The sequence below is a fragment of the Halomonas sp. BDJS001 genome, assembly GCF_026104355.1.
GTDB lineage: Bacteria > Pseudomonadota > Gammaproteobacteria > Pseudomonadales > Halomonadaceae > Vreelandella.
Genome location: NZ_CP110535.1, coordinates 959098 through 971688 on the forward strand (window position 1 = coordinate 959098; position 12591 = coordinate 971688).

The window sequence follows — 12591 nt, forward strand, 5'->3', positions numbered from 1 at the left end:
AGGCTTGATTGCCAAGGAGTTTATGTGATCGCATCTTTTCGCCGCCTGGGGTTGCTGGCCTGTACGCTACTGGCCGCGCCGCTCTCTTTTGCTTCGGACGCTCCCACGCCGCGGGATATTTGGCACGGCGCAGTGGAGCTGCAGTATGCCGAGCTGAGTGCTGCCTCCGAGCGCCTGGAGGCGAGCGCCACACGCTTTTGCCAAGCCTCCGATGAATCGCTCAGGCAGCGGTTGGAAAACGACTGGCTGAACGCCTATCAAGCCTGGCAGGCGGTGCGCTTTATCCAGTTTGGCCCGGTGGAGCAGAACAGCCGGGGCTGGCAGCTGCAGTTCTGGCCGGATCGTAAAAACCTGGTGGGCCGCAAAGTGGGCGGATGGCTGAAAGCAACCGACGCACCAGATGCCCAGGATATCGCCGCTGACAGCGTAGCGATCCAGGGCTTTCCCGCCCTTGAGTACTTGCTCTATGACGACGCCATGGGCGAGCAGGCCCTTAGCGATCCTGCCGCCTGTAACTTGATGCAGGCCATCACGACGCATCTTGCGGATACCACAAGCGCGCTACACCGCGACTGGCAGGCCTTTGGCGATCACTATATTGCGCCGGACGATACCCAACGCTATACCGAGACCACTCTGGGCAGCGCCATCCAGGCTCTTGAGCTACTCGAAGATAAACGGCTCGGTGAGCCCATGGGCCTTAAAGGCGCACCCGCCAACGGCTACTTGGCGGAGGCATGGCGTAGCGGACAAACGGTTCGATTGGTAGAGAGCAGCCTGGAGGGCCTGCGTACCGGCTTCCTGCCGGGCCTTACCGCCTTGCTGCGAGAAGCTGATGCCATGCCGCTAGCCGAGGCGTTTCGTGACCAGCTGGATAAGGCGCTTGCCCAGGCTCGCGAACTGCCGCCGGGTTTGGTGCCTTCCCTTGAAGACGAAGAAGCGTTTCGCGGTCTGCAGTCGCTCTACCTCGACATCAGCCAGCTACGCCACATACTGGGTAACGAGATAGCCACAGAACTGGGGTTGGTGCGCGGTTTCAATTCCAGCGACGGGGATTGAACCATGCAGCGACGCCAGGTACTTAAAGTGGGGTTGGGTAGCGTGGCTATGGCGCTGACGCCGCTGAGTTGGGCGCTGCCCGCCCGAGATGAGGTGGATTGGCTGTTTAGCGCGGTGGATGACCCCAGCGGAGGGCATTTCATCGCCGGGGTGGCACTGGATGGCCAGACCCGCTTTATGATCGAAGTACCCGAGCGCTGCCATGGTGGCTGTCTGCGGCCCGACTCTCACCAAGCGGTACTGTTTGCCCGCCGCCCAGGCACGCGGATGCACGTGATCGATGGCGACAGCCGTCAATTAGCCCACACCATTGCGGCCGGGGAGGGCTACCACTTCTACGGGCATGGCGTTTTCGACCTTAACGGGCGCTATCTGTATGTTACCGCCAACCGTTTGGAGGACAGCGCCGGGCTAGTACGCGTTTACGATGCGGCCAACGACTACGCTCATGTGCGCGATATGCCGCTGGACGGTATCGGCCCCCATGAGCTTCGGCTAATGCCGGATGGCGACACCCTGGTGATTGGTTTAGGGGGTATTCAGACCCACCCTGACTATGGCCGGGTAAAACTCAATCTGGACACCATGGCTCCGGCGCTGCTGTTAATGGATCGCCATAGCGGCGAAATACTGGCTCGCCACGCGCCTTCGCACCACCAGCTAAGCTGCCGTCATCTGGACGTAGCGGCGGACGGCACGGTGATTGCCGGGTACCAGTTTGAAGGCCCCGAGTGGGAGTCTCATCCGCTGATCTGCCGTCTGGGTACTGATGGTCAGTTTTCTGAGTTGGCGCTGCCCGATGAGGTCACCGCCAGCTTGAATCACTACATCGCCAGCGTGGCGTTTAGCCGTGTCGCGGCCAATGTTTTAGTTACCGCCCCCCGTGGCAACCAGGTGCTGCTGCTGGATGCCGCCCAAGGCAAGCTTGTTGCTAGCCTGGCACTGCCCGACGCCGCCGGCGCCCGCTGCGACGGCAACGGCGGCTTTCTGGTCTCCTCCGGTCAGGGCGGGCTCTATCGAGTAACGCCTGACTCTGTAACGCCTGAGCTGCTCGCCAGTCTGGAACTCCGCTGGGATAACCATTTGACATAGCTCTTAGAAATAGCGCTTTGGAATGGCCTTTTGAAACAGGCTGCCAGGACATCGGTTTGAAACCAATATAAATGACACCTTCTTGGTAAGAGGTGCTGCTGGTAGACTTCAGCGCTCTTTACAGGAAGGCAAGGAGCCCCATGGAACTGCTGCGCTTAGTATTTCATCACTACCGCTGGCCCTTTTTAGGCGCCATTGCTCTGAGCCTATTGAGCGCTGGCTTAGGGGTCGGGGTGATTGCCTTCATCAACCAGCGGCTTATTGAGGTAGGCAGCATGGCGGCGTTGCCGCAATTTCTCGGCCTGCTGGCGGTGCTACTGGCGGTCACTCTCAGTACGCAATTGGCGCTGACCGTGCTGGGGCACCACTTTGTGTTTGATCTACGCTCGCGGTTGGTGAAGCGGATTCTCGACACCGATATTGAGCGCTTGGAGCAACTGGGCAACGCCACGCTGCTGGCCAGCCTGTCCAGCGATGTGCGCAATATCACCATTGGCTTTGTGCGCCTGCCGGAGCTAATTCAGGGCGTGGTGCTAACGCTCGCATCGGTGGCCTATCTGGCATGGCTCTCGCCGCAAATGGTGGTGATCACCGTGGTGTGGATCGCGTTCACCATGGGCGTGGGCTGGGTGCTGGTGTCGCGGGTGTATCGCCACTTTCGCCTGGTGCGTGAAAGTGAAGACAGCCTCTATAAAGATTTCCAGGCGGCCATTGAAGGGCGCAAAGAGCTGGCGCTGAACCGCGACCGTGCCCGGCGCTTTTACGATGAGCGCTATACCGCCAATGCACGCGACTATCGTCATCACATTATCCGCGCCGATACCTACCATTAAGTGCCAATAACTGGTCTAACATTATGATGTTGGGCGCCATCGGCGTGGTGTTTTTCTCTCTAATGGGTTGGGCTGGGCCAATACTACCGTGGCTTCTACCTTTGCGCTGACGCTGCTGTTTCTGCGCACGCCGCTGATTCAGGCGGTGGGCGCCTGGCCAACGCTGATCAGTGCTCAGGTCGCTTTTGATAAATTGAGCAGCCTGGAGCTCGCCGAGTACCAGTCAAGCTTTGCCGTCGAAGATACGCTGGCCGGTTGGCAGCGCCTTGAACTGGAAGAAGTCACTTACCACTACCCGAACACTGCCCAAGGCGAAGGCTTCCAGGTAGGGCCGCTTAATATGACTCTTGAGCGCGGTGAGCAGGTGTTTCTGATCGGCGGTAACGGCAGCGGTAAGTCGACCCTGGCCAGGTTGCTTTCGGGATTATACCGCCCCCAAAGTGGCACCATTAAGATTGATGGCGAGGTGGTAACTGCTGCTCAGTGGGAGGCGTTCCGCGCTCGCTTTGCCAGCGTGTTTACCGATTTCCATCAGTTTGACCAGACCATGGGCCCTGAAGGATTACCTGCTGACCCGCAGGTCGTTGATACCTGGCTTGAGCGACTGCAGATGCAGCACAAGCTGCAGTGGGAGGGGGATCGCGTTATCAACACCCAGCTTTCCCAAGGCCAGCGTAAGCGTCTGGCGCTTCTGCTGGCCATTGCCGAAAAGCGCGATATCTTATTGCTGGACGAGTGGGCGGCGGATCAAGACCCGCAGTTCCGGCGGCTGTTCTACCGCGAGCTGTTACCGAACTTAAAAGCGATGGGGAAAACCGTGTTTGCCATCAGCCATGACGACAGCTACTTCGTCCACGCTGATCGGTTGCTGGAGATGTCGAAGGGCCAGCTTAGCGAGCTGAAAGGCGAACAGCGTGCGCGGGCAAGCGAAGATGCAGTTGCGCAAATTAATATCTAAACCGTGTTAAAAATACTAACGTATTAACGGGCGACCTGCCTGGCGCGCTTTCGCGCCTCCAGGTCGCAGCCCTCTAGCGGGCAGGTACCGCAGGTATCAAACTCATCCAGTAAGTAGCGCAGGCAGCAGAGCTTGCGCACCCGCTTAACCTCTTCACTCCCCTTGGGCGTAAAGTAGCGCACCGGCTGAAACAGCGGGTTGCGCTTGCCGTTGGGCAGGTTGCGCGCTTCCAGCAGCCCCTTGGCGGCCTCAAACGCCTGCTGACTGGCAAGCGGATGCTCGCCCAGCGCATTGACGTAAAAGTCCAGATAGCCACCGGCATTGCTCCAGAACACTCGCTGAGCGGCGCCGGAGATGGCCGCTAATTGTTCGATCAACGGTGCCCAGTGCTGCTCAATCAAAGTAGCAAAACGCTCAAACGGGTCTTGCGTGGTGATCGGCGTACCTTCGTGGGGTAGCCACAGCCGTGATGTAGCGCCTTTGTCGTTAAAAATAACCTGCATATCGTCCAGCCCCACCGGCAGGTCGCGGTTCAGCAGTAGGTTGGCTGTCAGCGTGGGGACGGTTAGCGCGCTGAGGTGCCACTTCGACCAGATCGAAACCACTGCCCGCAGGTCACCGCCTGGGTACTGTTCAGCGAAACGGGAGAGATCCTCTTTGAGCCAACGTGCATCCCGCCAGCGGGCGGTGTTGAACGCTTCCAGGGGCGGCGTGCCGCCAATTAATGGCGGCGTAAAGTTTGCCAACGGCCCGGTGTAGCAGGCGGCCAATGAAGGCTCGAACAGTTGCGGCTGACGCAGAGCAGAGGTCATCGCGGGGCTCCATCACAGGGCATTAACACAGGGTTTTGACACAGCACGCTGGGAAAATATGACACTCAGCTTAATCGATAATGCGTATCAGTTGAAGTGCTTGATTGCGAATGAGTGTTCTTAAAAGTGTCTAGCCTCGGAGAATAGCGTTATTGAGCCACGGCGATATTGTGCTCTCCGTTGGGGTGCTTCATGACCTGCATCGGCAATCCATAAATTGCTTCTAAGGTGCTGTCGCACATCAAATCGTTTGGGGTGCCATGAGCCAGCAGGCGGCCACTGTGCAGCGCCATCAGCTCGTCGCAGTAGCGCGATGCCATATTTATATCGTGAAGGACAATAATGACCCCCAGATTTAACTCATCGCACAGCTTGCGGATCAGCGCCAGCACTTCGATTTGGTGGGCAATATCCAGCGCCGCCAGTGGCTCATCCAGCAGCAGAAATCGGCTGCCCTGAGCCAGCAGCATCGCCAGCCACACCCGCTGACGCTCACCACCGGAGAGTGTGTCGACCAGGCGGTCGGCAAAGGCCTCGGTGTGGGTAAGGGCAATGGCGCGGTCAATGGCCTCTTTGTCTTTCTGGTTGTGGCGCCCTAGCAGGCCATGCCAAGGATAGCGGCCAAAAGCCACCAGCTCGCGCCCGGTAAGGCTTTCGGCACTGGGCAAATGCTGGGGCAGGTAAGCCACCTGGCGGGCAAATTCGCGATTGCCCCAATCACTTAGCGGGCGCTGGTCAAAGTGAATCTCACCACGGCTGGTGGGCTGCTGTTGGGCCATCAATTTAATCAAGGTCGACTTGCCTGAGCCATTGTGGCCAATCAGGCCGTAAACCTTGCCTTCATGAAAGCTGTGGTCAATGGGATTTAGAATCGGCTTGCCATTAATCTCAAAAGTGGCGCCTTTGACCTCGAACATGAATCACTCCTGGCAATGGGGTTAATGATAATGGCTCCATTCTAGTGCTAATAGTTCTCATTTTTAACAAAAAAATGAAATGATTTTCGTAAGAGAAGGGAAACGCGGCTTGGGAAAGCAGAGAAGCGGATAAGGCTCAGCCAGCCTTTGATTACCCGCGGGAGGCGCACACCAACCCCGGCACCGTCGCGGGTGCGCTGACGCTTACGCCGCGCTACAAAACCCATCGATCCAGCTTGGTGGCACTCGTAGCGCGTGGTAACGAGAACGCGAGTTCAGCGAGCGTTCGTAGGCACCCGCGAATGGCGGCGGAACGACGCCCAGTGGCACCGAATCCAACCCCGGCACCGCTTCGCGCTGCTTTCGCGCCGGGCCGCCGCTGCGGGTGCGCTGACGCTTACCACGCGCTACGAAAACCACCGATTCAGCTCCGTGCACATCCCGTAGCGCGTGGTACCTCAGCCAAACCCCGGTACCGCTGCATGCAGTTCAGGGCGCGCCCCGCTGGGCACAATTGTCATAGAAAGCAACCGTGGCGGGCCAATCGCTGAATACGCCGATGACCCCTACCTCGTTAACGAGGGCATCTAAGGTAATTAGTTTGTCGCCATCACGCTGAATGACATCGTCAGTGGTGCTGTGGTACCACTGATTACCCTCTGCCAATGGCCCCGAGCGCTCAAACGTCCAGGCAATCATGGATAGGCCTGCTTCTCGGGCGCGGCGGGCATAAAGCGAAGGTTGCAGACGCTTTGCCTGCTCGTCACTGCCGAACTCTGGATTTGCTTCGACTAGCATCCAGATAGGAGGAGCGATAATCTGAACGCCGCTTTCCACCAGCGACTGCATACTTGGCTGCCACGTATCGGGGTTTGTGTGATCAAAGGAGTCATCGCTGTAGCGGCCATCCAGGTAAACTGCCTGGTTACCAAACTCAGGTTCATGTTCAATCCAGTAAAGCACATCATCCAGATTGAATGACTGTGGGAAGACATCGCTGGGAGGAACCCCTGCCGCTTTGTACTCATCTATCATCTTCTGTGCGTACGCCTGCTGCGTGAAGCCTTCTGAATGACCTGTAAACGGCATTTCAACCTCTGGCACTTTCAGTTCTGGGGTCATATGCACCCCAAGCTGCTGAAAAAGGGCAATGCTGTCAGCATGGCTCATCAAGGTGCCACGGGTAGCATAGAGCTCTGTGCGCCATTCGGGCGTGCCTGCCAGGTATTCTTCAAGGCTGGCTGCATCCGTGTTTACCCCCTCCATGGTGCCTTGCAGGGTACGAAATTCAGCTAAGGTAATATCGCTGGTACAGCAGCGAATATCTGCCGCATTCATTAGCTCGCCGTTTTCTTCATCAAAAGCGGGAGGCACGCTGCATTTTTCAGCTAAGTCGGTCTCGACAATATTGGTGGTGGAGTGTAAATCGCACTGGGAGTGACGGCAGACGAGCTCTTCATCGGCGGTGAAGGCGACGTCGCACTCAAGAATGCCCGCCCCGCCTTGAGCACCGGCAATATAAGATTCGAGAGTATGTTCTGGAAACTGTAACGGCGCGCCACGATGTCCAATCGTCAATGGAGACCGCTGCCACTGGGTTTGCTCCGCAGCGCAGCTCAATAAAGAGGCTTTCAGCTCGCGCTCGTGATCGTTATCCGTGCTCATGTCGTTAACCAAGAATAGCGGGCGCGGCCCCAGCGTTACCTGCTGTGCCGCCTTAACCAGGGCATCATCCCAGAGCTTTGCGTCAGTCTCTTCTTGAGCATGGGCGGTGTTAGCGGCCAGCAGGCCACCTGAAACCAGCATGGTTATTAGCAAACCGGAAGCCTTCATCAACGAAACTCTCTTTGCCGCGAAGTGGGTGTTTTGAGTGTAGACAGGTTTCACGCCTGCTTCCGTGCAAAGTGATAGATGCGACGCACAAGTGACAGGAATTCGCGAATGATCCGAGCCGGGAAGGCTCGCACATTGCCCGCTACCATCAGCAGGAAGTTAAGCACGCTAGCAGTTGGCCATGCTGCTCGGGGTGCGCTGCAATTAGGCTGTTCCATTGAGCGGGATTCGTCTCACCCGAGAGATCCGTGACGGTATAGCCTGCCTCTCGGGCAATCAAGACGCCGGCGGCGATATCCCAAAAGTCGAGCGCAGCCCCTTGAGACCAAAAGGCATCAAAGCGGCCCAGGCTGGTAGAAGCGAGCTCCAACGCCGCCGAACCTGGGCTGCGGATACCGGCTACCTGGGGCATTAAGGCGGCGAGTTGGCTTATGGCTATCGTGCAGTCGCCTTTGGCGTGGTAGGGCAGGCAGGTGCTTATTAGCATCTCGTTGAGCGGGCGCGGTTCCGGAGTACTGAGCGGTGTGTCATTGAGGAAGACGCCAGTGCCAAGGCTTGCCCACAGCATTTCATCTAGCAAGGGGTGATAAACAACCCCGATGATCAGCTCATCGCCCTTGGTGACTGCAATAGAGACCGAGAAATGAGGCACTCCATGCAGGAAGTTGCTGGTGCCATCAAGAGGGTCAATGATCACGGTATAGTTGCTATCGGTGGGGGTCAGGCCGCTCTCTTCACCGAGGAACGCGATATCGGGAAAAACGCTGCTGATACAGTCGATAATGATGTTTTCCGCAGCCGTATCGTAGTAGCTGACAAAGTCTGACGCCCCCTTTTGCTCAAAGGCAATTCTTCCCTTTAGCGAATACCCCTCGCGTAACAGCGCACCTGCCTCGTACGCCGCCTGCTTTACCGTTTCGAGTAGGTCGTTACTGCTATCGAGCATTGTATTTCCCCTGAGCATTCATCGTGTCTTAGTGAATAGCAAAACTGTATTCATTCAATGTAACTAGCCATTCATGACACGCCGATGACAGGCGTAAAGTTGGTTTAATGGGAGGTCATCGATGCATTTGGCGTATGAGAGATACCCCTGTTACATGTCGCTATTAACTGAGCCAACAAAAAATCAACCAGCATATCGTTATAAAAAGTGGATTAGCTGACACCGGTTGACTTACCTGATGGTAACGCAAATAATAATTGTTGCCATTTTATTCCGTGGTGTTAATCAAGGCAGGAGGCCGTGCTGTGGATACCCAGACCTGGAGCGCTGAGTTAGAAGACATCTTCGTTAATCAGCGGCCTAGGCTCTGCTGTGTCGCCGCAAAAGTATTGGGCAATGCTGATCAAGCCGACGATGTTGTGCAGGATGCCTATCTGAAAATTTCAGAGGCAACCACGCTTTTTGAGATAAAGCAGCCCATATCCTACGTGTCACGGGTGGTGCGCAATCTCGCCATTGACCGCTGCCGTCGTTCCGCGTTTGAGTCAGCGCTGTTTGCAAAAGCAGAGGAGGGGGATAACGCCTCTTGTGCGTCACACTCACCTGAGGTGATTGCCATTGATCGCCAGGCATTGGCCCAGGTGGTCGAATCGTTGAACGAACTGCCAGAGCGTACGCGACGCGCCTTTGAACTTTATCGTTCGGGAAACCATACCCAGCGGGAAGTGGCGCTACAGCTAGGTGTTTCTACCACGTCAGTTAACTTTATGATTCGCGATGCGCTGACTCATTGCCACCAGTCGCTACAGGGCCGGTCGTTGCCAGATAAGTAAATCGGCGTTCCGTCCCCTCTTTGTTGTCGCTTTGTTACACTGTCAGCCAATAGCGTTGAGAATATCAGACGCTTCCATAGGCAGGTAATAAGCAGGCCGCAGTAGCGAGGTTTGACAGTAACGATGGATAACGACAGCGGCGATGATGCCGTTTGGCAAACGGCGCTAGACTGGCTGATGCGCGAACATGAAGAGACGTTGAGTGACGCTGATCGCGAGGCGCTTCATGCGTGGTTAGCGGCTTCTCCTCAGCATCGCCGGGTATTCCATGAAGCCGAACAGCTATGGTTGTTAACGGGGATGATCCCAAATGGCGATGAGCGCAACTGATAAGTCACTGTTTTTTTAACCTCCTTCTTCGATTTTCAGGCTAACTCAATGGTCGCGAGCTAACGCTGCCTCCCGCTGGAGCAATTTTTAGCCTGGCATGGGTAATGCTATGTCGACGCCCTAGCGACCCCTCCCCCTATTTTTTCTACTTTCTTCCTTTCCAGCATTAAATTTTCTGGTTCCTCACTCGTCACTAAGTAATGAGAAGCAATTGCGTTTTACTTCTCATTCCTTTGGCAACGATGAGGTTAATTCCATGACAAGCTGTTTTGATCGTGAAGATGGTGTCTTCCGCGTATTAGTCAACCACGAAGAGCAGTACTCCCTCTGGCCCGAGTGGAAGGCGATTCCTGCCGGTTGGACGGATACCGGCGTGCTGGGCGATAAGCCAACCTGCTTAGCCTACGTCGAAAAGACCTGGACAGATATGCGGCCACTCTCGCTGCGCCAGTGGATGGATGAGCAGGCCGGCGCTGAGGCGGAGCAGGTGAATGCAGGTTAAGCGTTTAAGGCTGCTCTGCCTGCCCTGCGCCGGGGCCAGCGCCACCATGTATCTACGCTGGAAGCGCCAGTTGCCCGCCTGGGTCGAGGTGTATCCCGTCGAATTGCCTGGGCGTGGCGAACGCCTGGGTGAGCCGCTTATCGATGACTTCGAGACCCAGGTGGTGCGGTTGTGCGAAGAGCAGGCAACGCGGTTGCGCGGTGATTTTGCCCTGTTCGGCCACAGCATGGGGGCGCTGCTGGCCTATGGCATGGCGGCACGCTTACGCGATGTAGGGCGGCCTCAGCCGCGGATGCTGCTCGCCTCAGGCAGCGCGGCGCCCTCAATGCGCGACTCAGACCGCTTGGCGGGCCTTGATAACGATAAGGCCTTAATCGCGGATCTGCGCCAACAGGGCGGCACCCCAGAGGAGGTCTTCGAAAGCCCTGAGCTGCTGCGCCTTACCCTCGATATCTTGATGGCGGACTATCGCCTCTGTCGCAGTTTCCGTTATCGCGGCGGGTCGCCGCTTGGTTATCCCTTACAGGTACTCGCAGGGCGCGATGACGATATCGAAAGAGAGCGTCTAGAGGCGTGGCAGCGGGAAGCGGGAGAGGCGTTCTCGTTGGACTGGTTCGAAGGAGGGCACTTCTTTATTCGCCAGCAGCAAGCACAAGTGCTGGAGACTATAGAACGGGCGCTGACTCGACGGCTTGAGGAGGTGCCTCATGCAGCGCCTGCCGTTAGCTGAAGGGGCTCCTGAGGGGCTTGAAGTCTGGCGCTTAACGCTCGACTTGAACGCCCCGGTGGCTGACGAAGATGATCGGTTGCTGAGTCGAGCCGAGTGGCAGCGCGCCCAGCGGCTTCGCCATCATGCTGATGTCGTACGCGCCGTGGCGACTCGCGCAGCCCTGCGGCGACTGCTATCAGCGCACACCGGTATAGCGCCAGAAAAGTTGGTGTTCACTCAGAACGCTTACGGCAAACCAGCGCTGGAAAACGCTGATGGGCCTGCTTTCAATGTCTCCCACTCTGGCCATGTCGCCCTGATCGCGCTTGCTCCCGGCGGCGCGGTGGGGGTCGATATTGAGCGCTGCCGACCCGAGGCTGAACTGGCGCCGCTGCATGGGCTGGTGCTATCGCCGAGTGAGCAGCTCGACCACGCACGCGACAGCTCCGCGCTGCTCTTTATGGAGCGCTGGGTGGTTAAAGAGGCGGTGCTCAAAGCTTTGGGCCTGGGCATCGCTGATCATTTGCGGTCGCTCTCGATCACTTCCTCTTTAGGGCCGCCAGGCACCTATCACCTTGAGCACTCGCTTCCCATTTCATCACCTTTGCAAGCATGGCCGCTGCCAGCGCCGAGTGGCTATGCCGCTGCCCTGGGTTATATCGATTTAGGCTATGTCGATTCAGGCTATTCCCACACAAACGCCCAGGGTAAACGCTACTCAACGAATTTTTAGGAGATCAATAATGGACAGCCAAAGCGCAACACCAACGCAACAAACCAACACCCTATCCAAACGTCAGGGGCCTGCTGATTCGGAGCTGCCTATTATGATTTCTCCCTCTTACCCAGGGCAGCCACTGCTGGAAGCCTTTGGCGAGTTACGCGCGGATATTGAGTCGCTGGTGGCCAGAGTCGGTGGGGTACTGCTAAGAGGCTTCGATGTTCCCTCCGTGGACGATTTTCAGCAGTTTGCTGCCGCCTTTGGTCATCCTCTGCTGAGCTATGAGTTCGCCTCAACACCGCGTTCAGCGGTTTCATCAGGCATTTATACCTCCACCGAGTACCCCGCTCATCAACATATTCCCCTTCACAATGAGCAGGCCTACACCCGCGAGTGGCCGATGAAAATCTGGTTCCACTGTGTCACCGCTTCCCCCGAAGGGGGAGAGACGCCGATAGCCGATAGCCGCGCTATTTACCGCCGTATGCCCGCAGAGATCCGCGAGCGCTTTGCCCCCGGCATCCTATACGTACGCAACTACGGCGATTTCGATATGCCTTGGCAAAAGGTGTTTAACACCGAAGACCGCGCTGAAGTGGAGGCATTCTGCCAGCGCGCGGGTATTCGCTGTGAGTGGAAGCCTGATGGCGACCTGCGTACCACCCAACTGTGCCAAAGCATAGAGACTCACCCTGTCACCGGTGAGCAGGTGTGGTTCAACCAAGGCCATCTTTTCCATGTCTCCAACCTGCAGCCAGAAGTGCGTGAATCGCTCGAAGAGCTGCTCGACCCCGAAGATATGCCGCGCAACGTCTTCTTTGCCGATGGCAGCCCCATTGACGATGCCATTTTCGATGAGATCCGCGGCGTACTGGCCGAAGAAACGGTGATGTTCCCCTGGCAGGCAGGCGATGTGCTGATGCTCGACAACATGCTGGTTGCCCATGCGCGCACGCCGTTTAAAGGGCCGCGCAAAGTCGTCGTCGCCATGGCGGAAGGTCACGGCAACCTCTCCAACGACTAAACATAACGCCTCATCTCACGGC

General features: G+C 57.1%; 13 protein-coding genes and 1 pseudogene. 9 read left to right on the forward strand and 5 right to left on the reverse strand.

Translation table 11 applies throughout. The annotated features are described in order from the left end of the window. Nucleotides 1-24: 24 nt before the first annotated feature. From OM794_RS04560 to OM794_RS04570, 3 genes and pseudogenes are all read left to right on the forward strand, one after another. Entirely contained in the window at nt 25-1059 is a 1035-nt protein-coding gene (locus OM794_RS04560) for an imelysin family protein (RefSeq protein ID WP_226248035.1), read from the forward strand. A gap of 3 nt (nt 1060-1062) precedes the next feature. Then, a complete protein-coding gene (locus tag OM794_RS04565; protein ID WP_226248037.1) occupies nt 1063-2151 on the forward strand; it encodes a DUF1513 domain-containing protein in 1089 nt (362 codons plus the stop codon). A gap of 140 nt (nt 2152-2291) precedes the next feature. Beyond that, nucleotides 2292-3942 (forward strand): annotated as a pseudogene (locus OM794_RS04570) (multidrug ABC transporter permease/ATP-binding protein). 23 nt (nt 3943-3965) lie between these two features. Here OM794_RS04570 and fhuF read toward each other — a convergent pair. The 5 genes from fhuF to OM794_RS04595 form a co-directional block, all read right to left on the reverse strand. Beyond that, complete coding sequence (gene fhuF / locus OM794_RS04575) at nt 3966-4754, reverse strand: siderophore-iron reductase FhuF (protein WP_226248042.1); 789 nt, start codon at nt 4752-4754, stop codon at nt 3966-3968. A gap of 149 nt (nt 4755-4903) precedes the next feature. Further along, nucleotides 4904-5671 carry an ABC transporter ATP-binding protein gene (locus OM794_RS04580; RefSeq protein WP_226248044.1) on the reverse strand — a complete coding sequence of 256 codons (768 nt, stop codon included), beginning with the start codon at nt 5669-5671 and terminating at the stop codon, nt 4904-4906. A 204-nt stretch (nt 5672-5875) separates the two neighbouring features. Beyond that, the gene (locus OM794_RS04585; RefSeq protein ID WP_265154296.1) at nt 5876-6091 is read right to left on the reverse strand and encodes a hypothetical protein; all 216 of its coding nucleotides are present in this window, start codon (nt 6089-6091) and stop codon (nt 5876-5878) included. Nucleotides 6092-6160: 69 nt separating this feature from the next. Beyond that, the gene (locus OM794_RS04590; RefSeq protein ID WP_226248047.1) at nt 6161-7504 is read right to left on the reverse strand and encodes a glycerophosphodiester phosphodiesterase family protein; all 1344 of its coding nucleotides are present in this window, start codon (nt 7502-7504) and stop codon (nt 6161-6163) included. Nucleotides 7505-7652: 148 nt separating this feature from the next. Beyond that, complete coding sequence (locus OM794_RS04595) at nt 7653-8450, reverse strand: inositol monophosphatase family protein (protein WP_226248049.1); 798 nt, start codon at nt 8448-8450, stop codon at nt 7653-7655. Nucleotides 8451-8755: 305 nt separating this feature from the next. Here OM794_RS04595 and OM794_RS04600 point away from each other — a divergent pair, with 305 nt between their 5' ends. From OM794_RS04600 to OM794_RS04625, 6 genes are all read left to right on the forward strand, one after another. Further along, nucleotides 8756-9283 carry an RNA polymerase factor sigma-70 gene (locus OM794_RS04600; protein ID WP_226248051.1) on the forward strand — a complete coding sequence of 176 codons (528 nt, stop codon included), beginning with the start codon at nt 8756-8758 and terminating at the stop codon, nt 9281-9283. A 111-nt stretch (nt 9284-9394) separates the two neighbouring features. Continuing rightward, nucleotides 9395-9613, forward strand: coding sequence for a FecR/PupR family sigma factor regulator (locus OM794_RS04605; RefSeq protein WP_226248053.1), 219 nt, complete (start codon nt 9395-9397; stop codon nt 9611-9613). A gap of 256 nt (nt 9614-9869) precedes the next feature. Continuing rightward, nucleotides 9870-10115, forward strand: coding sequence for an MbtH family protein (locus tag OM794_RS04610; protein WP_226248056.1), 246 nt, complete (start codon nt 9870-9872; stop codon nt 10113-10115). Continuing rightward, nucleotides 10105-10845: a thioesterase II family protein gene (locus tag OM794_RS04615; protein ID WP_226248058.1), complete on the forward strand. Its 741-nt coding sequence runs from the start codon at nt 10105-10107 to the stop codon at nt 10843-10845. Before OM794_RS04610 ends, OM794_RS04615 begins: the two co-directional genes overlap by 11 nt. Then, entirely contained in the window at nt 10823-11557 is a 735-nt protein-coding gene (locus tag OM794_RS04620) for a 4'-phosphopantetheinyl transferase family protein (RefSeq protein ID WP_226248061.1), read from the forward strand. Before OM794_RS04615 ends, OM794_RS04620 begins: the two co-directional genes overlap by 23 nt. Before the next feature lie 10 nt (nt 11558-11567). Further along, the gene (locus OM794_RS04625) at nt 11568-12569 is read left to right on the forward strand and encodes a TauD/TfdA family dioxygenase (protein ID WP_226248063.1); all 1002 of its coding nucleotides are present in this window, start codon (nt 11568-11570) and stop codon (nt 12567-12569) included. The last annotated feature ends 22 nt before the right edge of the window (nt 12570-12591 follow it).

Coding starts and splice junctions, on each gene's coding strand:
- OM794_RS04565 (WP_226248037.1), top strand. CDS start 1,063: ATGCAGCGACGCCAGGTACTTAAAGTGGGGTTGGGTAGCGTGGCTATG.
- fhuF (WP_226248042.1), bottom strand. CDS start 4,754: ATGACCTCTGCTCTGCGTCAGCCGCAACTGTTCGAGCCTTCATTGGCC.
- OM794_RS04580 (WP_226248044.1), bottom strand. CDS start 5,671: ATGTTCGAGGTCAAAGGCGCCACTTTTGAGATTAATGGCAAGCCGATT.
- OM794_RS04590 (WP_226248047.1), bottom strand. CDS start 7,504: ATGAAGGCTTCCGGTTTGCTAATAACCATGCTGGTTTCAGGTGGCCTG.
- OM794_RS04595 (WP_226248049.1), bottom strand. CDS start 8,450: ATGCTCGATAGCAGTAACGACCTACTCGAAACGGTAAAGCAGGCGGCG.
- OM794_RS04610 (WP_226248056.1), top strand. CDS start 9,870: ATGACAAGCTGTTTTGATCGTGAAGATGGTGTCTTCCGCGTATTAGTC.
- OM794_RS04615 (WP_226248058.1), top strand. CDS start 10,105: ATGCAGGTTAAGCGTTTAAGGCTGCTCTGCCTGCCCTGCGCCGGGGCC.
- OM794_RS04620 (WP_226248061.1), top strand. CDS start 10,823: ATGCAGCGCCTGCCGTTAGCTGAAGGGGCTCCTGAGGGGCTTGAAGTC.
- OM794_RS04625 (WP_226248063.1), top strand. CDS start 11,568: ATGGACAGCCAAAGCGCAACACCAACGCAACAAACCAACACCCTATCC.